Source organism: Acinetobacter sp. WU_MDCI_Abxb74 (genome assembly GCF_025513915.1).
GTDB lineage: Bacteria > Pseudomonadota > Gammaproteobacteria > Pseudomonadales > Moraxellaceae > Acinetobacter > Acinetobacter calcoaceticus_C.
In genome coordinates this window covers 23,072-44,150 of sequence record NZ_JAHPRP010000011.1, presented here as the reverse complement: position 1 = coordinate 44,150, position 21,079 = coordinate 23,072, and the positions used below count along the sequence as shown (strand labels likewise).

At 36.9% G+C, this 21,079-nt stretch carries 22 protein-coding genes, 1 tRNA gene and 2 pseudogenes; 8 read left to right on the top strand and 17 right to left on the bottom strand.

Annotation, left to right across the window (positions count from 1 at the left end):
- Positions 1-19 precede the first annotated feature (19 nt).
- A tRNA-Arg gene (locus KTH84_RS15885) sits at positions 20-92 on the top strand.
- Positions 93-135: 43 nt separating this feature from the next.
- Here the strand turns inward: KTH84_RS15885 and KTH84_RS15880 are convergent.
- From KTH84_RS15880 to KTH84_RS15840, 9 genes and pseudogenes are all read right to left on the bottom strand, one after another.
- Positions 136-426 carry a hypothetical protein gene (locus KTH84_RS15880; protein WP_262474120.1) on the bottom strand — a complete coding sequence of 97 codons (291 nt, stop codon included), beginning with the start codon at positions 424-426 and terminating at the stop codon, positions 136-138.
- Positions 427-1,610: 1,184 nt separating this feature from the next.
- Positions 1,611-1,769: pseudogene (locus tag KTH84_RS19090) on the bottom strand (RHS repeat-associated core domain-containing protein); the annotation flags it as partial.
- A 174-nt stretch (positions 1,770-1,943) separates the two neighbouring features.
- Positions 1,944-2,147 carry a hypothetical protein gene (locus tag KTH84_RS15870; RefSeq protein ID WP_262474116.1) on the bottom strand — a complete coding sequence of 68 codons (204 nt, stop codon included), beginning with the start codon at positions 2,145-2,147 and terminating at the stop codon, positions 1,944-1,946.
- 214 nt (positions 2,148-2,361) lie between these two features.
- Positions 2,362-2,862, bottom strand: coding sequence for a hypothetical protein (locus tag KTH84_RS15865; protein WP_262474114.1), 501 nt, complete (start codon positions 2,860-2,862; stop codon positions 2,362-2,364).
- Between the two features lie 43 nt (positions 2,863-2,905).
- The gene (locus KTH84_RS15860) at positions 2,906-3,358 is read right to left on the bottom strand and encodes a hypothetical protein (RefSeq protein WP_262474111.1); all 453 of its coding nucleotides are present in this window, start codon (positions 3,356-3,358) and stop codon (positions 2,906-2,908) included.
- A gap of 35 nt (positions 3,359-3,393) precedes the next feature.
- Entirely contained in the window at positions 3,394-3,903 is a 510-nt protein-coding gene (locus KTH84_RS15855) for a hypothetical protein (RefSeq protein WP_262474109.1), read from the bottom strand.
- A gap of 135 nt (positions 3,904-4,038) precedes the next feature.
- Positions 4,039-4,284 (bottom strand): annotated as a pseudogene (locus tag KTH84_RS15850) (protein deglycase HchA); the annotation flags it as partial.
- A gap of 62 nt (positions 4,285-4,346) precedes the next feature.
- The gene (locus KTH84_RS15845; protein WP_262474108.1) at positions 4,347-5,345 is read right to left on the bottom strand and encodes an NAD(P)H-quinone oxidoreductase; all 999 of its coding nucleotides are present in this window, start codon (positions 5,343-5,345) and stop codon (positions 4,347-4,349) included.
- A 153-nt stretch (positions 5,346-5,498) separates the two neighbouring features.
- Complete coding sequence (locus tag KTH84_RS15840; protein WP_133971974.1) at positions 5,499-6,317, bottom strand: undecaprenyl-diphosphate phosphatase; 819 nt, start codon at positions 6,315-6,317, stop codon at positions 5,499-5,501.
- Positions 6,318-6,670: 353 nt separating this feature from the next.
- On the opposite strand from KTH84_RS15840, the gene KTH84_RS15835 reads away from it, so the two are divergent.
- Positions 6,671-7,471 (top strand): PaaX family transcriptional regulator C-terminal domain-containing protein, encoded by an 801-nt coding sequence (locus KTH84_RS15835; protein ID WP_262474105.1) that lies wholly within the window; start codon positions 6,671-6,673, stop codon positions 7,469-7,471.
- 105 nt (positions 7,472-7,576) lie between these two features.
- Positions 7,577-8,569 (top strand): fatty acid desaturase family protein, encoded by a 993-nt coding sequence (locus KTH84_RS15830; protein WP_262474103.1) that lies wholly within the window; start codon positions 7,577-7,579, stop codon positions 8,567-8,569.
- 48 nt (positions 8,570-8,617) lie between these two features.
- On the opposite strand, the gene KTH84_RS15825 is transcribed toward KTH84_RS15830, so the two are convergent.
- Complete coding sequence (locus KTH84_RS15825; RefSeq protein WP_262474102.1) at positions 8,618-9,655, bottom strand: AraC family transcriptional regulator; 1,038 nt, start codon at positions 9,653-9,655, stop codon at positions 8,618-8,620.
- Between the two features lie 155 nt (positions 9,656-9,810).
- Here KTH84_RS15825 and KTH84_RS15820 point away from each other — a divergent pair, with 155 nt between their 5' ends.
- Complete coding sequence (locus tag KTH84_RS15820; RefSeq protein WP_133971966.1) at positions 9,811-10,509, top strand: NAD(P)H-dependent oxidoreductase; 699 nt, start codon at positions 9,811-9,813, stop codon at positions 10,507-10,509.
- 599 nt (positions 10,510-11,108) lie between these two features.
- Positions 11,109-12,581: an outer membrane protein transport protein gene (locus KTH84_RS15815; protein WP_262474100.1), complete on the top strand. Its 1,473-nt coding sequence runs from the start codon at positions 11,109-11,111 to the stop codon at positions 12,579-12,581.
- A gap of 58 nt (positions 12,582-12,639) precedes the next feature.
- Here KTH84_RS15815 and thrH read toward each other — a convergent pair whose 3' ends face one another.
- On the bottom strand, positions 12,640-13,257 hold the full coding sequence (thrH, locus tag KTH84_RS15810; protein ID WP_202743428.1) for a bifunctional phosphoserine phosphatase/homoserine phosphotransferase ThrH: 618 nt from the start codon (positions 13,255-13,257) through the stop codon (positions 12,640-12,642).
- Positions 13,258-13,441: 184 nt separating this feature from the next.
- Here thrH and KTH84_RS15805 point away from each other — a divergent pair, with 184 nt between their 5' ends.
- On the top strand, positions 13,442-14,176 hold the full coding sequence (locus KTH84_RS15805) for a phosphoadenylyl-sulfate reductase (RefSeq protein ID WP_262474097.1): 735 nt from the start codon (positions 13,442-13,444) through the stop codon (positions 14,174-14,176).
- 171 nt (positions 14,177-14,347) lie between these two features.
- Positions 14,348-15,733, top strand: a complete 1,386-nt coding sequence (locus tag KTH84_RS15800) for a WS/DGAT/MGAT family O-acyltransferase (RefSeq protein ID WP_262474094.1) — start codon at positions 14,348-14,350, stop codon at positions 15,731-15,733.
- Between the two features lie 29 nt (positions 15,734-15,762).
- Here the strand turns inward: KTH84_RS15800 and KTH84_RS15795 are convergent, their stop codons facing one another.
- The 6 genes from KTH84_RS15795 to KTH84_RS15770 form a co-directional block, all read right to left on the bottom strand.
- The gene (locus KTH84_RS15795; protein WP_075431535.1) at positions 15,763-15,936 is read right to left on the bottom strand and encodes a PA1571 family protein; all 174 of its coding nucleotides are present in this window, start codon (positions 15,934-15,936) and stop codon (positions 15,763-15,765) included.
- Positions 15,937-16,075: 139 nt separating this feature from the next.
- Positions 16,076-17,530 (bottom strand): ribonuclease G, encoded by a 1,455-nt coding sequence (gene rng / locus KTH84_RS15790; RefSeq protein ID WP_042897681.1) that lies wholly within the window; start codon positions 17,528-17,530, stop codon positions 16,076-16,078.
- A 114-nt stretch (positions 17,531-17,644) separates the two neighbouring features.
- Entirely contained in the window at positions 17,645-18,205 is a 561-nt protein-coding gene (locus tag KTH84_RS15785) for a Maf-like protein (RefSeq protein WP_262474090.1), read from the bottom strand.
- Positions 18,193-18,684 carry a rod shape-determining protein MreD gene (gene mreD / locus KTH84_RS15780; RefSeq protein ID WP_042897684.1) on the bottom strand — a complete coding sequence of 164 codons (492 nt, stop codon included), beginning with the start codon at positions 18,682-18,684 and terminating at the stop codon, positions 18,193-18,195. The genes KTH84_RS15785 and mreD overlap by 13 nt, the downstream gene beginning before the upstream one ends.
- Entirely contained in the window at positions 18,671-19,528 is an 858-nt protein-coding gene (gene mreC / locus KTH84_RS15775) for a rod shape-determining protein MreC (RefSeq protein ID WP_133971958.1), read from the bottom strand. Before mreC ends, mreD begins: the two co-directional genes overlap by 14 nt.
- 16 nt (positions 19,529-19,544) lie before the next feature.
- Positions 19,545-20,585, bottom strand: coding sequence for a rod shape-determining protein (locus tag KTH84_RS15770; protein WP_004789315.1), 1,041 nt, complete (start codon positions 20,583-20,585; stop codon positions 19,545-19,547).
- 133 nt (positions 20,586-20,718) lie between these two features.
- Between KTH84_RS15770 and gatC the strand changes: the two genes are divergently transcribed.
- The gene (gene gatC / locus KTH84_RS15765; RefSeq protein ID WP_000107699.1) at positions 20,719-21,033 is read left to right on the top strand and encodes an Asp-tRNA(Asn)/Glu-tRNA(Gln) amidotransferase subunit GatC; all 315 of its coding nucleotides are present in this window, start codon (positions 20,719-20,721) and stop codon (positions 21,031-21,033) included.
- Positions 21,034-21,079: the final 46 nt, after the last annotated feature.

Genomic DNA, 21,079 nt, shown 5'->3' with positions numbered 1-21,079 from the left:
TTTATAATCAGAAAATTATGCGCCCTTAGCTTAACTGGATAGAGCAGTTGCCTCCTAAGCGACCGACGTGGGTTCGAGTCCCGCAGGGCGCACATATAATATAAATAGTCTACAGTTAAAGAACATAATAAAAATTTATCTTTTTGTAGGAAAAGATAATAAATAAGGTGTGTTAATTATATTTTCTATAAATTTTTCAATATTATCTAAACTCACTTTTGGCAATACAACCAGATTTTCACAGAAAAAATATTGATTTGATCTCAAATCATCTTCAATAGTTTGTTTCAATCTAATAGGATCATAAAAATTAAATGTATATAGTTTATCAAATACCTTAATATCTACTTCAAAACATCCTTTCGACTCAATCTCCCAAGCATACTCAGAAAAATCATCGGATAAATTTAGAATATAATTTTTCATATAATCTCATCAATCATAAACATTTAACATTAGAACATAATTCAATGTACTTTTTTTAATTTTAAAAATTCTAAATTAAAATAATATCTATCCAATATCAGATAAATCATATGATTAAAAAAATTAATACATAAAACTTATTCAATTTTATTTATTAACTCCTTTATTTATACTATTTAATTTTAAAAATAAATATTATTTCAACACAAAAATAAAAAATGGATACTGATTATTAAATTAAAAATCAGCATCCATTAGAGATACCCAGTACAATTATTTATCTAATAATGGGTTGAGCAATATATAAATATGGAAGAAAGTACTTGAAAAAATCATCATCCACCTCACAATAACTTCTCCATTACTACTTGACTCAGTAATGGGTAAAGTTTCAGCAAATACTCCATTGCACCACATATATATACAAGCATAACAACTTAAAAAGGTAACAAAAAAGTAACCATAGTCAATTAACCCCATCTTAACTTGCATAAAAACACTTAATAAAGTTAAAAATAAAATTAAAAAAACTATCTTTTTTTTATGCTTTTTAAGCAGATAAAAATAGATTCTTTTTAGTTCCATTAGAGAACCTCTTAACCTTAACATCTAAATGGTGGTTTAATATTTTTACAAGTTTCATTATAAGAAGCAGGGAGGCCTCCCACATAATACCCTACAGCTGCACCACTAATCTGACTAGATGCTTTTCCTCCTCCTAACTGTAATATTTTTTTAGTAGTTAGAGACCCGGCTACACTTCCTCCAATAATAGCCAGTCCTTTTTGAGTATTGCTAAGTTCTGTATCAGCAACTATACCTGCCCCACCAATATATTCGCCTGCAGCAAATAAAAAAGGTGCTGTGGGAGTACATCCAAATAAACAAAATGCTCCCGTACCAGTAGCGAAATCTCCCCAAAATTGTAAAGAATCTGCAGCATTTTGCCTAGAATACGGCCCTTTAACATTTCCTATCCATTTAGCATCATCTTTTGCAACCATTGCAGACAATGAGTCATTATAAGTAAAGAAATCATTACGACCTGTTCCAGTATAAACAGGCCTAATATTTTGAGCGGAAAAATTCATGATAGATTCTTGCTGTCTTAACATCCATTCCAAGTTACTATTATTATTTACATATGCCATTGACATTCCTGCATCTGACAACATATCTAAACGTAATCCACTTGGATCAATATTCATCACTGGATTACTACCCGCATATGCATACGGATTTAAACCACCTTCTAACCCAATTGGGTCCGGTTCCATATAACGTCCCAGCTCTGGGTTATAGAAACGGTTGTGGTTATAGAACTGGTTAGTGCCCACATCATAACTGTCACATTATGTTAATCCATAAGGCACAAGCATAGCGCAGTGATGTCTATAGAGGATAAACTATAAAACCAGAATTCTGAATAATACCCGATTCAACAGCTCTTACTATTTATAACCATTTTGTTCTCATTTAAATAAAAACAACCTGAACCATGATAGCCTGCCTCACCATCAATCGAATAATAATAATGCACCAGCAGGAACAGCACTATTATCCATTACATAAAATCCAAAACCACTATCAAGCTTTTTGGCATCACTTTTAGATAGCTGAAATACAACTCCTTTATTAGCATTACCCGAAACAAGCAAATCAACTGTACCAGAGCATGCCACTAACACTGGTATAAATAGTAAGCTATACAAATTCCTCATTACCAGCTACCTCCAGCACTACGGTTTTTTTATAATATTACCCCTTAACCTTAAAATTTGCATTCAGTAACAACTACTAATTCATTCAAACATCTATTTATATTTATTGAATCTTCTTGACGAGAAGTTTCCTTAACGATTTAAAATATTTAATTATATGCTTTTTACTCCTAAACATGTCAAAAATCACAAATTAAATCAACGATATAAAAAATCAATTTTTCTCTTTAATATAAATCTTACTTGTTATTGGTAAAGTACCATTTTTGTTCTGTATTAAAGGATTCCAAGTATTTTTATCCTTCAACTCATCTAAAATATAAAAAACAACTATTTTATTTCCTATAGAATAAAGATGACTATACTCTCTCTCCAAATTTTCATTCGTAAATACTACTCCTTCATATATCTCTTCTTCAGTATTATCTGACCCAATAGTTATCATTGTATTATCATCAATAAAAACATTCCCCTTACTAAGATCAACTATTACCCCACTTACAATATATGTTTCAATATTACCTTTTTCAACATTATCCCACCACTCACTTGTTCCATATAAACCATACACTCCACTTAAACCGCCACTTGTAGTATTATCCAGAGTCAAAGCATGTGTAGACCTCATCTCATCTTTCCCATTTTTTTCCAACCACATTTTTAAATCAAAAATCAATTTATATCCTTGATCAATCAGTGCACAATTCTCTATCATTTTATTTAATCTTTATCCATTTTATACTTTACAATCATCTAAATTATTTATCATTTTTAAAAAAATTATTGTACAACTCCTCTCTTCCATCATAGAAAAATAAATCATCAATTTTTTCAAATAAGTAAAAATCACCTATTATTTCTTTAAGCCCATTAAAAACAAGACCTTTTGAATTAGATTTTAGCCCTAATGATAATTTTTCAATTAATGAAGAGTGGTTTTCACAATATGAAAATATTTTAATTAAAGAATGAATTTCTTCCTTACAAGGTATATCTACAGTAAGAGTAAGCAAAAAAGCTTTCATATAAAATAAAGTGTTCTTTTCAACTTCGGGAAAGCTAACGTATCCAGAAAAAATTCTCCTATTAACTCCACTTTGGTTATAAATAATATCATTTTTATTATCATCAGCAGGAAAAATAATATCTTTATTTAATTTAATATAACCCACATAGTTATAGGCTATAATATTAATTTCATCTTCATTCATATTAAACACCTACAAGCCATCAATATAAAATAATTTTAATCCCCACCCTTAATATAAACCCTATTAAGTAATGGAGAAACACCTAGTTTTTCTTCTACTACCCAATTCCAAACATCATCCTCTTTTAATTTATCCAAAATATAAATGGATACTATTTCATTTCCAACTTTATAGAGCTCTTTACTTATAGCCTTTTCTTTTTCATTAGTAAAAACTATATCTTGAAATATTTCTTTATCCGTTCCATTTACTTTAATTGTAATCATGGTACTTCCATCTATAAATGGATTTTCTTCATTTATTTCAACTATTAACCCTCTAATATAGTAATTTTCTATATTACCATTTTCGATATTTCCCCACCATTCAGCTGTTGCATATAAACCATTGTCACCCTTAAGCCCCATAGTTGTTCCCTTATCCAACGTAGTTTGTTGTATATTTTTGATATAATTTTCATCCATCAATATTGAAGAAGATGACCTTAAATCAAAAACCAACTTATATCCTTGCTCAAGTAGATTTATATCTTCTATTTTTATCATTTTAATATTCTCCTATTTTCTTACTTATTATGCTGATTTTACATCATTTACCATTTTCAAATTTCCACCTAACACTCTATTTATTATAAAAAAATAGGACTTAATAAAAAGCCCTATTTCTATAAAACAATATACTCAATCCTTCACTTCAGCCAACAACGTTTCAGCTGTCAGTTTGCCTAAATTATTAGAAGCAAGTGGGCTATCGCCTTTTAATAGTTTATGGTCTCTATGACATTGCCCAGTAATACCATCATTTAAAATTTCGACACCGAGTTTTTCAAGGTTTTCACCCACTAGCCAAGGTGAGGCGCCCAGCATATAACCAATGTCGATATTCATTCCTTTCTCTCGAGCATCAGGGAATACGTAAATTTGATAAAAAATTACTAAGCTCAGTTTAGGCAAACCTGTCGTTCACCTAAACCTTAATTATTATAACTTTACATATTCATCTCTAAAACGATCTTTCCGATGTGGTCACCTTGCTCCATACACGCATGGGCACTTTGTACATCTGAAAAAGTATATGTTTTATAAATTTGAGGTAAACACTTACCTTGTGCCAGTAATGGCCACACATGCTCATGCAACGATTGGGCAATTTGTGCTTTTTCTTGGGCCGTACGTGCTCGCATGGTTGAACCTGTAATGGTGGCACGTTTTAAAATCAATTTTTGTAAATCAAATTCTTTTGCAATGCGCCCTCCCATAAAACCAATAATGACGAGTCGACCATCACGTTTTAATAGGTTTAAATTTTTCTGGAAATAAGATCCACCAACAATATCCAAGATAACATCAACACCTTGGTCTTGAGTTTGTTTCAATATTTCTTGTTCAAAATCTTGGGTTTTATAATTAATTGCTGTAGTGAAATTTGAGAGTGCTTCAACTTTATCTTCGCTTCCAACCGTAGCAAAAGTTTTAATCCCTAAAGCTTGGCAAATGGCTAAAGCTGTGGTTCCAATTCCACTTGCCCCACCATGAATGAGTGCCGTTTCATTTTCTTTTAAACGGCCAATATCAAATAGATTCGCCCAAACCGTAAAAAATGTTTCTGGAATCGCAGCAGCTTGTGTAAATGATAAATTTTCAGGTATTGGTAATACTTGAGTTGCAGTTACCGCGCAGTACTCTGCATAACCACCGCCATTGGTTAAAGCACAGACTTTATCTCCAACTTTAAACTGTTCCACTTGGTCACCTACAGCAACCACGACACCGGCAACTTCAAGACCCGGTATTTGAGTAACGCCTTTAGGCATAGGATATAACCCCATACGCTGTAAAACGTCTGGGCGGTTAATTCCAGCAGCCTTTACCTCAATTAAGACTTCATCTGCTTGAGGTACGGGAATATTCGCCTCTTGAACTTTTAGGACCTCAGGTCCACCAGGAGCCGTAATTTCAATAATTTTCATAGTGGTTGGAAGGGTCATTCATATGCTCCATATCTTGTTTAAATCAATATAACAATGAACCTAAAATGAAAACATCTGTCTTACGTTTACTTTGTATAAATAGGCAATTCAAATCAATTTTTAGGCATAAAAAAGCCTAGAATATTCTAGGCTTTTTCACTTCATCTGATTTTAAGCCGATAAATTAAAGAACATTGCTGCAATTAAAATGATGACACCTAATGCAATTCGATACCACGCAAATACGCGTAACGTATGACGCTCTACAAACAGTACCAATGCTTTTACAACAAATAAAGCGGCAATAAAAGCGGCAACGAAACCTACCCCAATATTAATCATATTATCGGCGGTCAGTACGTCAGCATTTTTAATCAAGTCAAAAGTTGCAGCGCCTAACATGGTTGGCATAGCGAGGAAGAAAGAAAATTCTGTAGCAGCTTTACGTGATAAACCCGCAAACATTCCACCCACAATAGTCGCACCTGAACGTGAAGTTCCCGGAATCATGGCAACACACTGAGCAAGTCCAACTAAAAGTGCTTGTTTAAAAGTAATTTTGGTTGCATCGTCTGTCTTATGTTCAAATTGTCTAGATTCAACCCAGAAAATAATAAGAGCACCAACAATTAAGGCAATCGCAACCACAATTGGGCTGAATAAAACACTTTTAATAAAGTCTACTGCCAAAACCCCAATAATGACTGCTGGGAAGAATGCAATAAGTACACTTATGGCAAAATGACGTGATTCCACATCACCACTGAAGAAGCCCTTAATCAAGTTAACAATTTTTTGTCGGTATAACCAGCACACTGCTAAAATAGCACCTAACTGAATTACGACCTCAAATACACGACCGCCGTCTGAATGGAAATCGATAATATGACCAAATAAAATTAGATGGCCTGTACTCGAGATGGGTAAAAATTCAGTTAAGCCTTCGACAAAGCCTAAAAACAGTGCTTTTATAACTTCAAAATTTTCCATAACTTGCTCAAAGAAAGTTAATCATTAGAACGACCTAAAATTTATTTTATCGCAATTGTAAGCCTCAAATTTGGCTTAACACATGTTCAATATCAGATCATTTCTAACGTTTGTGGTTATTGCCCCTAGTTAAAGGCAGTTTATTTAAAGTGCGATAATGTATCACATCATGATGACAAACTTGGGTTAACTATCGTAAAAAGATAAAACTTGGTAAAGAACTGCCAAAATTTCTCTTGCTCAAGATAAAACTTTTTTGTCTGGGCCTACTCTACAAAATGATCTTAAAAAGCCCTTTAAAAAACATGATATTATTGTGATTAAATGCAGCTCATATCAAAAATTATATCTGAATGAAAAATACCAAAATTAATGCACGCCATCTTATTATCGATTTGTTTCTTTCCTCAGCCTATCCTCAGCTCACCATTAAACAAATATTGATTGCCGCCAAACTTTTCAACTTAAGTGAAAATGGTATTCGTGTTGCTACGACTCGGTTATTAAATGAAGGCATGATAGAGAGTGTCGAGCGCGGTATTTATCAACTTTCGCCATCAACAAAAGAATGGGCTAAAGTTATTTTGAACCGTAAAAATGGCATTAAACAGACCAAAGAATGGCAACAGCATTATCTGGCAGTATTTACTGGCACGTTAGGTCGTATAGATCGCACCGCTTTAAAAAAGAGAGAACGAGCATTACGTCAATTTGGCTTTAAAGAACTTGAAACTGGAATTTATATACGTCCAGATAATTTAGCCTATAGTTTCGAAAAAACATGTGAAGAACTTGTTTTAGCAGGCCTTGAAAATGAAGCTAAAATTTCTATTATGCAAAAATTTGACTCAAAAACAGTTCAGTTAATTGCTTCTTTATGGGATACCCAACAGCTCGAATTAAACTACAAAAACTATAGCCAAGATATTCAGCAATGGCTTTTAAAATATGAAAAATTACCGCTCAATGACGCTGCTGCTCAAGCTTTGTTATTAGGACGAGAAACCATTACTTTGCTAATGAATGATCCTTTGCTGCCCTCTCCCTTTGTTAATGAACATGCCCGAAATCAGTTTGCTCAAAATGTACAGCAGCTCGATTTAATTGGGCAAAAACTGTGGCAAAAACTTTATGAAAATGAATTAGCCCATTAAAGGTCGATTTATTTTTTTACAAACAAATATTTCACATTTTAAAATTTTATGATTATATTTGTAATATAAAATATGGAAACCAAAATCTAATTTGGGAGAATAAAAATGAATACACAGGTGAGTGTGACCGATCTATTTAGCAGAGAAGAAATACAAGAACTCACAGAGCCTTCAGATGCATACGGCGCTTGGGCTGTTGCAAGTACGTGGGCTGTTATTGGCGGAACATTTGCTAGCTTAATCATGATGTGGGATTACTTGCCAAGTTGGGGCAAATTACTTGCTTGTATGCTTGCCTTGGCCATATTGGCTGGTCGCCAGTTATGCCTAGCAATTTTGATGCATGATGCATCACATAAAAGCTTGTTCAAAAATAAAAAAATTAATGACTTCGTAGGTGAATGGTTATGTGCCCGCCCGATCTGGAATGATTTACATAAATATCGTCAACATCACGTTCGTCATCATGCAAAAACGTCTACTCCAGATGACCCTGACCTTTCTTTGGTCTCGGATTTTCCTGTAAGCAAAAAATCACTTACTCGAAAATTCTTACGCGACTTAACGGGTATGACGGGATTAAAGTTTAGCTTTGGTCGAGTGTTAATGGATCTCGATTTAATGAAATGGACCGTTGCAAATGATCAAGTCTGGTTAGACCGCAGCAATAAAAATCTGGTTGATTATGCAAAAAGCCTTGCAAAAAATAGTACTGGGGCCATTGCGACCAATGTAGCACTCTATTGCCTTTTAAAGGCTTTTGGTCAGCAACGGTTTTATTGGTTATGGCCTTTAGCGTATTTGACCCCATTCCCATTATTTTTAAGAATTCGCTCAATGGCCGAACATGCAGGAATGCAAACGAGTAATACAGCCTTAACCAATACCCGTACAACACAAGCGGGTTGGATTGCTAGAAGCTTTGTGGCCCCTATTCATGTCAATTACCACATGGAACACCATTTAATGGCTTCTGTACCCTACTTCAAATTGCCGCATATGCATCGTTTATTGAGAGACCGCGGACATGTTCCAACACCACCTAGCTATTTTAAAGTGATTCAGTCACTTTCATCTAAGCCAAAACAAACGGTTTAAAGCTCTCGAATCAGTTTTAGAGGTCACGCAATTAAATCAGTGGCCTTTTCAACTCAAATTTGAACTTAATTCATCCATTTTGCGTTGCGTCTGAAAATACTTGGGTGTGACTCCCATCCAACGTTTAAATGCACGGGTAAAATGAGAGGTGTCGGCATATCCTAAAGTTAAAGCAACTTTTTCAATCGACATGTTATTTTGAGCCAAAAGTTTTTGAGCATGTTGCTTTCTAAGTGAGTCAACCAAGACAGTGAAACTTGTATTTTCAATAGCTAAATAACGTTGCAAAGTTCGCTCTGAAATATTTATGATTTTAGCTACTTGTCCGACTTTCAATGTCTCACCCTCCCCATTCACAAGCAATTTTTCAGTAACTTGTTTAACTCGCCCTTTCCAGCCACTTTGTAACTTTAATTTTTCGATATCTCGCTTACATTGTGCATTGAGCAAAGGTGCCAACATCGGGTCTGCCGTCAATATAGGCTGTTCTAAATATTCTTTTGGAAATATCCAGCTATTACGCTTTTGATTAAATAAACAAGTCACAGCCAGCTGATTACTCATTTTGGCAAAACCTGTCGGTTCCGGCATTCGTAATTCAACTTTTCCTAAATTGGATAAGCCTGTTAATTTTTTTGCAATTTGAACAAAACCGACTAACAAAAAAAAGTTGGCATTTCGGCTCAACTGAAATGCTTTGACAGGTTGATGAATTAACCAACATACATAATTATTTTCTTGCTTTAATTCTGGTTTAAAAACTTCGCAACGTGCCCCAATAAACTGTTCAAGTATTTTCAATGCTTCTCCTAAGTTTGGAGAAACCATGGCAGCCATTCCGACTGAACCATAACATGAGGCTGTCATTTCTAAAGCTAAATACCCAGCTAAAGCTGGTTCTTTGCACAATTCGATGGCTCGCTCTATAAGCTGATTTAAGGTATTGAACTCAACATACCAATAAGGTTTTTTTAATTGATCTATTGTTATGCCGCTTCCCTCTAAAAGCTGCTCACTAGAGACACCCCACTGCCTAACAGTCTCGACGATTAAGTTAATATAAGTCCCGGGTAATTCTGGATTCATAGGCACCGATTGAACAAAATAAAATGGCGTGAAATGGTAAAAACTGTCGGTTCATGAACTATGCCATTCTTTTAGATTGATGCATAGTTATACAAAATAAAATCCGCTGAATTGCTCTAGGCAGTACAATTTCCAAAAAAATACAGGTCTCCCCTATGAATATCTTGATTGTCCATGCTCATCCAGAACCATTATCTTTTACGACCGCATTAAAAAGTACAGCTAAACAAACCTTTGAAAAACTGGGCCATCGAGTAGAAGTTTCAGACTTATATGCAATGCAATTTAATCCAGTTGCATCAAAAGAAGATTTTTTAGAACTCAACCAACCTGATTATTTTAACTATGCATTAGAGCAAAGAAATGCCAGTAAAAATCAACTTCTAGCTCCTGATATTCAAGCAGAAATTGAAAAGGTTAAAAAAGCTGATTTAGTCATTTTAAATTTCCCACTCTATTGGACATCTGTGCCAGCAATTTTAAAAGGCTGGATTGATCGTGTGTTTGTTTCAGGACTCTTTTACGGTGGTAAACGTTTTTATAACCACGGCGGAATGGCTGGTAAAAAAGCGATGTTGTGTTTAACACTCGGTGGTAGAACACACATGTTTGGGGAGAACTCCATTCATGGCCCAATCGAAAATTATCTATCCCCGATTCAGCGCGGTACTTTGGCATATGCTGGTTTTGAAGTTCTACCGCCATTCACTGCTTACCACGTACCTTACATTAGCCAAGAAGCACGAGAAATCCTTCTTGAAGACTATGTGACGTATCTCACTCATCTAGACCAACTTGAACCACTAAACTTTCCCAAGCTTGAGCAATTTGATGAAAAGTTATATCCACTCTAACGCTGTGTTTTAGCTCTAAAAATAGAATAGCTAAATCTATCTTTTATTTTTGGTTATTCTCTCTTATAGTCATTTCCAAACAGGAAACTAAAGTTACTCAAAAAAATAGATCGAATGGTAAAAAAATTAAGGGAAACTTTTTCATAAAATTAAGAATATAAAACTGAATCAATAATATACAGATGTAGAAAAACTAGACTTATCCAGTAAAAATGGCGACCAATACTCATTTCATAATCACTTAGTTCATATTTTTACAAAAAAATCTTTGACCATTTTTCTTGGATTTATGACAAAAATGTCACTAAAACAATCCACTTTACTAATAGATAAAAAATATAAATATCAATTAATTAAATTAATTTTTCAATACAAATATTCCTTCATATTTCATCCATTATTGACACTATTTGTATAAAAAGTGAGTACTCTTCAGTTCATATAACAGATTTACTCTTATTGTAATTATGCTATTTTTGTTACATGGAGTTATCAAAGCTTTTATAAGTTGTAATTAGAAGCTTTGAAGGCAACACAGTTTAAACGGTTTAACTCTGTTACTTTTAAAAAAATGTCTTGAAGTTCAAGGAAAGATTAAAATGAAATTAAAACATCTGAGCACTGCAATGATTTTAGCAACGCTGCCTGCAACTGGGGTTTTTGCAGCAGCATTGGATCGCTCTGGACAATCAATGTCTGCATTTTTGCAGCCAGGAAACTACTTTGAAGCTGGTATCACTGCTCTAGACCCAGATGTATCGGGTAAAGAAGCAGGATCAAGCGCAACTCGCCGTGATATTGCTGATATGGGTGAGGATTATTATTTCCCTAATGCAGCATTAAAACTACAAATTAACGATAAATTCTCATTTGGTTTACTTTATGACCAACCATTTGGTGCAGATGCAGAATATAAAGGTCAAAATGTATTCGTTTCAGACTCTTCTAATACAATTCTAGCTCCGGCTGCTTTAGCAGTTATTCGCCAGCAAACTATTACAAACGGAATTAACACTCAAGTTACAGATGCAGCACAAAAGCTGCTAGATTCTGGCGCTCTACCTGGGGCTAATATTGATCAAGCAAAAGCAGCTATTCAAGCGAATACTGCAGCGATGCAACAAATCACAGAAGGTGTCACAAAAGCAGTAGATGCTGGAATAAATAACATTAATGGTTTGCTTGGCAAGGGTGGCACAAAAGTTGAAGTTGATACCCAGAACCTAGCAATGGTATTTGGTTTCCAACCAAACAAAAACTGGAATCTCTATGCGGGTGGTGTATACCAAACAATTAAGGGGAACATTAGTCTTCGTGGACAAGCTTATAGTATCTATAATGGCTATGATGCAGATATTAAAGAAACTGGCGGTGTGGGTTGGTTAGCAGGTTTTGCTTATCAAATTCCAGAAATTGCATTAAAAGCTTCTTTAACTTATCGTTCTGAAGTTGACCATGATGTCAATATTCGTGAAAACTTACCTACACTTCCTGCGCTTTCACTATTAGGACAAGCTGCAGCTGGTGAAGCAATTAAAAATAGCTCAGCAGATACCACAATTACGACGCCTCAATCAGTTAACTTTGATTTCCAAACGGGAATCATGGCTGACACTGTTGCCTTTGCCAACGTACGTTGGGTGAACTGGAAAGATTTCTCTGTTCAACCATACAAATTTGGGCAACTATCAAAAGTTGTAGGGCAACTACCTATTGTTAACCGTCCAAATGGCTTCGATTTAGTTAGCTATGCAGATGACCAATGGACAGTGACTACAGGTGTTGGTCGAAAACTTAACGACAAATGGGCGGGTAATGTTTCTGTAGGTTGGGACTCTGGTGCTGGTGACCCAATCACAACTCTAGGCCCAACTGAAGGTTACTGGAACGTAGGTTTAGGCCTTCAATATAGCCCTACTCCACAAACGTTTATTGCTGGTGGCGTAAAATACTTCTGGTTGGGCGATGCTAAAGCTCAAACTGGCGCACAAGCTGGTAGCGACCAATATCTTGCAGAGTTCTCTGACAACAATGCAATCGCTTATGGTTTAAAACTTGGTTATAAATTCTAAGTTTCAAAACTCATTCATATAAAAAAGGCGCTTAAAGCGCCTTTTTTATTATTTACTCTTAAGCTGGAATCGTACGTTTCGAAACTGAACGGATTGCTTCTTTTAATGCATCATATCCATTAATTGCTGGAAACTGTGGAAACTCAGCAATAACGTTTGTCGGCGCATCAAATAAGAAACCATGGTCAGCTTCACCCAGCATGGTTGTATCGTTATATGAATCGCCCGCAGCGATTACGCGGAAATTTAAGCCATGAAGTGCCTTAACCGATTCACGTTTTTGATCTGGTTGACGTAGCTTATAAGCCGTAATCATTCCTTGTTCATCTGTCTCTAATTTATGACAGAAAATGGTTGGCCAACCCAATTGCTTCATTAAAGGATGTGCAAACTCATAGAAAGTATCTGACAAGATCACGAGTTGGAAATGAGTGCTCACCCATTCAACAAATTCTTTTGCACCTGGTAAAGGCCCCATCTCGGCAATGACTTCTTGAATATCATTTAAGCCTAGACCGTGTTGTTTTAAAATATTAAGACGCTGAGTCATTAAAACATCATAATCCGGAATATCACGAGTTGTAGCCTCGAGTTCTTTAATCCCTGTTTTTTTAGCGAAATTGATCCAGATTTCAGGAACTAAAACCCCTTCAAGATCTAGGCATACGATTTCCATGAATGCTTCCAACGTTGGTTAAAAATTGCTGTATCATACCATTAAGATTTTCAGTTTTGCGTTGTTATTGATCAAATCAATTTTATTCATAAGGATCGAAATTAAAGTGCTAAGCACTTTAACAACTATCCTTTAGAATATTTTTCATAACTCAATGCGCCCAAGCCTTTTGCCAGGAACACACATGACCGTTATTCCGACTATTGATATCGTAGATGCTCTTGCTGCTGAATATGCAACCAAAAGCCCTCGGGAAATTTTAGAACTTGCCTTAAGCCAACAAGGTGAAATCGCAATTTCTTTTTCGGGAGCAGAAGATGTTGTTTTAATTGATATTGCTTCACGTTTGGGTAAATCTTTCCGTGTCTTTAGTCTCGACACTGGCCGCCTCCATGCTGAAACGTATCAATTTATTGAAACTGTCCGTAAACACTACAATATCAATATCGAAATTTGTTTCCCTGAATCTGAAGCTGTTCAAAACATGGTAAACGAAAAAGGTTTATTCAGCTTTTTTACAGATGGGCATCAGGAATGTTGTGGTATTCGAAAAGTTCAGCCTTTACGTAAAAAACTTGCGACTTTAGATGGCTGGATTACAGGTCAACGTAAAGATCAAAGTCCAGGTACACGTACAGAAATTCCTGTCGTACAAGCTGACGCTGGCTTCTCAGGTCCAGGCAAGCAACTCATTAAATATAACCCTTTAGCGAACTGGACAAGTGCTGAGGTATGGAGCTACATCCGTATGATGGAAATTCCATATAACCCTCTCCACGAACGTGGTTTTGTTTCTATTGGCTGTGAACCGTGTACACGAGCTGTATTACCAAACCAACATGAGCGTGAAGGGCGTTGGTGGTGGGAAGAAGCGACTCAAAAAGAGTGCGGATTACATGCAGGCAACATGAAAAAGTAATTTGTTATCAAAAAACCACTGCTAAATCAGTGGTTTTTTTTATGTCATGTTACGTACACAAAGTCATATTTTATCTACTCTAAACGCTATATACTTAATTTTACGGTTCTATAATTCTAATAAGAGCTCAGATAAGGGCTTCTTAGAAAAATGCATGAGGCACAATGATTTATGCGTCCATTACACCCAATTGATTTCATTTTTCTGTCACTTGAAAAAAGACAGCAACCCATGCATGTCGGTGGATTATTTTTATTTGAAATTCCTGAAAATGCACCTGAAACCTTTGTACATGATTTAGTAGAAGATATTAAACGCTCAAAAAGCATTCCTATTCCGCCCTTCAATAACCGTTTAAATGGTCTATTTTGGGATGAGGATGAAGAGTTCGATATCGATCATCACTTTCGCCATATTGCTTTGCCTCATCCAGGGCGCATTCGTGAGCTTTTGGTTTATATTTCCCAGCAACATAGTTCATTAATTGACCGCGCCAAGCCGCTTTGGACCTGTGACATTATTGAAGGAATCGAAGGCAACCGTTTTGCGATGTATTTTAAAATCCATCATGCAATGGTTGATGGCGTTGCAGGCATGCGTTTAATTGAAAAATCACTTTCAAAAACACCTGAAGAGAAACACGTCGTTCCTTTATGGTGTGTCGAAAGCAAGAGAACTAAACGCCTAAAAGTGCCTACTCCAAGTACAAGTAAAATTAAGAGTATTTTAGGAGGCATTAAGTCTCAACTCGATATAGCTCCTAAAGTAATGCAAGAGTTATCTCAGACTATATTTAAAGAAATGGGCAAAAATCCTGATTATGTTTCTACCTTTCAGGCGCCAGTTTCAATTTTGAACCAAAGAGTAAGTGCTTCACGTCGTTTTGCTGCTCAATCATTTGAACTGAGCCGCCTTAGAAAAATTTCAAAAGCATTAGGCGTAACGATTAACGATATTGTATTGGCAGTATGTTCTGGTGCTTTACGTGAATATTTGATTAGTCAAAATAGCTTACCTAAAAAGCCACTTATTGCCATGGTTCCAGCTTCATTACGCACAGATGATTCTGATATGAGTAACCGAATTACCATGATTCTGGCAAATTTAGGGACTCATAAAGACCAACCGTTAGAACGTCTAGAAATTATTCGTCGCAGCATGCAAAACTCAAAGCAACGCTTTAGCCGTATGACTGCTAATGAAATTTTAAACTATAGTGCGGTTGTTTATGGTCCGGCAGGATTAAATATCATGTCAGGAATGCTTCCTAAGCGTCAGGCGTTCAATTTAGTGATTTCTAATGTACCAGGGCCACGTGAGCCACTTTATTGGAATGGCGCGAAATTAGATGCTCTCTACCCTGCTTCCATTGTCATGGACGGACAAGCTTTAAATATTACCATGACCAGTTATTTAGATAAGCTTGAAGTTGGATTAACAGCTTGTCGAAATGCCTTACCAAAAATGCAAAACCTTTTGACTCATTTAGAAGATGAGATTCAACGTTTTGAAGAAATTATTGCAGAGAAGCAGCTGAAACGTCATTCAGCAAGTTAGAAAAAGTTAAGGGGCTTTGAATTGGCCCCTTATTTTTTGATTGTGCGGCACTGGTTAAGCAACTGATGACATACTGAACGAATCATCGCAGTTGTAATCGGCACTTCTTTACCTTGGTCATTCAACATATAGCAGCTATTTACTGGCGTACTATCTAAAACATGTTTAAGACCGTTGCTAATTAAGTTTTCACTTACATTCATGGGTTATACCTCTTATTGTTTGCTAAGACGTTAAATAGGGAGAACGTCTACGGCTACTGTATGTAAGTAGTATTTAAAATTCATGAATGAAAGTAAAATTTCAGTTGTAACAAGGATTAAGCGATATCTTGTTACAACTTTAACTTAAAATGATATCGTATTGCTCTTGCGTATATAAATTTTCGACCTGAAATTTAATCACACGGTTGATGAAATGCTCTAAATCAGCCACTGCTGGCGCTTCTGCTGTTAATAATCGGTCAATCACAGAAGGATGGGCAACGACAGTAAAGCCACTCGTTGACTCAAATGCGCGGGTATAGCGTAATATCTCACGAAATATCTCGTAACACACTGTCTCTGCTGTTTTGACAAAACCACGCCCTTGGCAAGTTGGACACGACTCACACAACAAATGTTCTAACGATTCACGTGTTCGTTTACGGGTCATTTCGACCAGCCCAAGTTCTGATACCTGAGTAATTTTTGTCTTGGCGTGATCGCGCTCAAGCATTTTTTCAAATTGACGCATCACCTCTTCACGGTGAATTGCTTCTTGCATGTCAATAAAATCAATAATGAGAATACCACCTAAATTACGCAGTCTAAGTTGACGTGCGATGACTTGGGTCGCTTCCATATTGGTTTTAAAAACCGTGTCTTCAAGACTACGACCACCGACATATGAGCCAGTATTCACGTCAATCGTTGTCATGGCTTCAGTCTGGTCGATCATAAGATAACCACCAGATTTCAAAGCTACACGGGTTTGAAGGGCTTTTTGAATATCTTCTTCGACATTATAAAGATCAAATAGTGGTCGCTCACCCGGATAATGAATGAGTCGACTCTGCATATTCGGAACAAATTCTTCAACAAACTCCATAAGTTTGGCATGAATTTCTCTCGAATCGACATAGATCTTTGCCGTCTCTTCGCTTGCTAAATCTCGAATAATACGCTGAGGTAATGGAAGTTCTTCAAAAATTAAGGAAGGAACTGCAACATCAATCTGCTTACGTTGGATGTATTCCCATAATTTACTCAGATAGCACATATCCCGTGCAATTTCTGCCTCATCCACACCTTCGGCAGCCGTACGTACAATCACACTACCCGGCAGATTATGTTCAGATTGAATACCTTCAATAATATTACGTAATCTATCTCGCTCTTCTTCAGACTCAATACGCTGCGATACGCCAATATGGTTACCATATGGCATGAGAACCAGATAACGAGAAGGAATTGAAAGATCTGTACTCAGACGTGCCCCTTTCGTTCCTAACATATCTTTCATGACTTGAACGGTCAGGGTTTGACCGGGATGTAATAGCTCAAAGACATTGGGGGTAGGTTGTGAACGAGGCCAAACCATATCATTGATGTGTAAGAAGGCTGTTCGAGATAAACCGATATCAACAAAAGCAGCTTGCATACCCGGAAGCACTCGCACGACTTTGCCTTTGTAAATATTACCGACTAGACCGCGCTTGACCGTACGCTCGACATACAGCTCATTAACAGTTCCATTTTCGATTAATGCCACCCGACACTCCATAGGCGTGACATTAATAAGTAATTCTTCTGACATACATAAACTCAAAGCATTATAAAATTTTTATTAAAGAGTCAGAGAAGCTGTTAACTTTAACTTTGCCTACTGTTCATCGACAATGCTATTCAATTAAGAATGATAACAACCCCTTTATGTCTTTACTCTTTTTAATAACTGTGCAAATTCGTATAAAGGAAGTCCTACCACATTACTATAACTTCCTTGAATTTGGGGAATATATTGAGAAGCAATTCCTTGAATTGCATACCCACCGGCCTTCCCTACAGGCTCACCTGTGGCCCAATAGTCTTCCATATCTTGTATAGTCAGATGTTGGAACTCAACTTGTGTTTGTACCGCCTGACTCAAAACTTGTTGTTGAGTGGCAATACATATCCCTGAAAATACGTCATGCCAGCGTCCAGATAGTTGTTTCCATATTTCAAAAGCATGATCTTTCGATTCAGGCTTGCCAATAATTTGGCCATCAAGCCCAAGACTCGTATCGGCAGCGATAACAATTGCTTCTGGAAAAAGGTTTAATACAGTTTGCGCTTTTTCTCTCGCTAAACGTTCAACATATTGATGAACCAGTTCATCCTTATGAACAGACTCATCAATATCTGGGCTATAGATTTCAAAAACCAAACCCAATTGTTGTAATAGTTCCTTCCGACGAGGAGAACTAGAAGCTAAAACTATATGCGCCATTTTGCCAAACAATAATAGACGATGGGCCAAGTGATGATACTTGTCATCAATGGTTGCCAATGTCTAGCAAGCGAAAAGTGAATACCACCCATGGTTTGTGTTACCCACATAAATACTAAATGGGCAATAATGACCAGAGTTGCAATCGTCCACAAATTACCAAAAGTCAAAATACGGCGTTCCCGAATTAAAAAACGGGTTAGAAAAGTCATAATGACAAAACTTAAAGCATTGAGTCCTAACGGCGCATCAAGCAACAAATCTGTAAAAATTCCCATTCCAAATGCAAACCAGACACCACACCAAGAAGGCTGACAGACGACCCAAAATAGCGTAATCATCAGCATGAATAATGGACGCCAGCCTGAAATATCGTAAGACAACGGATAAATCATGAGTACTGATCCAATAATAACGGAGATAATAATCCCCCATAATGGATCATTGTTCTTTTCTCGCTTTAGTTTAGCGATCGGCATAGGGTTGCTCCTTCGCTAATGACTCAGAGAAAAGCACTACAACATGGTGTCCTGTTGCTAATTGCGCTGCTGGTGTTACATCAATTTCAGCAAATTCACCTGAATTATGACGTCTTATTTTGGCAACTGTACCCACTGCATAACCTGCTGGGAAATGTTCACCCAAACCTGAGCTAAACACTTTATCCCCCACCTGAATGTTCGCACTGGTCGGAACATATTCCATTTTCAAACGGCCCAAATCACCCGTACCAGAAACAATCGCCCGCATTCCAGTGCGTTCAAGGCGCACAGAAAGTGAATGTTCTTTATCTGATAACAGCATTATACGTGAGCTATGAGGATATACATTAATGATCTGCCCCATAATCCCCTTATCATCTAAAACCGTTTGGCCGACCTTAAGATGGTCCATAGAGCCTCGGTTAATAATGATGATATGACGCAATGGGTCCGCATCGGTACCAATCACTTCGGCAATCTCCATACGACCATCAATAATTAACGGCGTATCAAGCAGACCACGCAAACGGGTATTTTCAGCTGATAGTTCAGAAAGCTTCTGTAATCGGACTTGGGCTTGTAACAACTCAGCCTGCATCGCAGTATTTTCACGACGCAGCTGTGCTTCAGATTTTGTTTGTTGATTCAGCCATTCTCTCGACAGTACCGGATAACTGGCCAATGCATAAATTGGATTATATGCAGCGTACAAGACATCCCTTGCTGGCTGAATTACATAAGGCATGCGCCAGTCAAAAAACAGCACAACCAAACATGTAATGACCGCAATAATGAACGAGCGGAAAGATGGCGGCTGTCTTGAAAAAATATTCTGTTGCACCGCCTAATCCTTAAACTTAACCAACAAAAAGCATGTCATGGTTCGGGTTGTCAAAGAATTCCAATACTTTACCACCACCACGGGTCACGCAAGTAAGGGGATCTTCAGCAACAACAACCGGTAAACCTGTTTCTTGAGCTAATAATTTATCGAGGTTACGGAGCAATGCACCACCACCTGTCAACACAATACCGCGCTCAGCAATATCAGAAGAAAGTTCTGGAGGAGTTTGCTCAAGTGCTGATTTTACTGCACTTACAATGTTTTGTAATGGATCAGAAATTGCTTGAGTAATTTCGTCCGAAGTTACGGTAATTGCACGAGGTACACCTTCTGCAAGGTTACGACCACGTACTTCAATTTCTAATGTTGTGCCATCAGAAACAGCCATACCGACTTCTTTTTTGATAATTTCTGCTGTGGTTTCACCAATCACGCAACCATGAGCTTTACGAACATAATTGATGATTTGCTCATCAAACACGTCACCACCGATGCGTAAAGAGTCAGCATAGACACAACCTTGCAATGAAATAATTGCAATTTCTGTTGTACCGCCACCAACATCCACAACCATAGAACCACATGCCTGTTCAACTGGCATACCTGCGCCAATTGCAGCAGCCATAGGCTCTTCAATGAGACGAACATCACGGGCACCAGCATTAAATACTGCTTCGCGAATCGCACGACGCTCGACCAAAGTTGATTTACATGGTACACATACAACCACACGAGGTGCAGGTGGGAACAAACGTTTTTCGTGAACTTTACCAATAAACTGATTTAACATGGTTTCAGTCACTTCAAAATCCGCAATTACACCGTCTTTCATTGGACGAATTGCAGAAATATTCGCAGGTGTACGGCCTAACATTTGCTTAGCATCTAGACCTACAGCAGCAACAATTTTTTGTGAACCACTGTGACGAATTGCCACAACTGTTGGTTCATTTAATATAATGCCGCGGCCTGGTGCATAAATAAGTGTATTTGCTGTACCTAAATCAATGGCTAGATCCGGCGAAAACAAGCCAATTAGTCGTTTTAGAATCACGGTTCGTTCTCAGTTAAACTTTCATGTGGATGCAAGGTGGCAACTTTAAACTAAATGTGATGATTTGAACAAGTCAATCGCTTATTATAACGCACGATATTTTGAAAATTTTTAATACTGATTAGGTGATGTTATGTCTACATCGGATGCACAGCATTCAGCAGATTTAAATGCACAAACAGTTTCAGCAATCGCCAATCTTGCTCGATTGTCGCTCAATGATACGCAATCTGCTGAATATGCTCAAAGTCTAAATAAAATTTTAGGCATGATGGAAACCTTAAAAGGCATTGATACGGAAGGCGTAGAACCTTTGAAAAGTCCTTTTGACAATCCTCAACCTTTACGTGCTGATGTGGTAACTGAAAGCAATCATCGAGATGAGTACCAAGCAGTTGCACCAGCAACTCAAGATGGTTTGTATCTTGTTCCTCGCGTGATTGAATAACTTTTACTCAATTAACCCATCTTCCCCATTTTGAATGTAAAGAAAT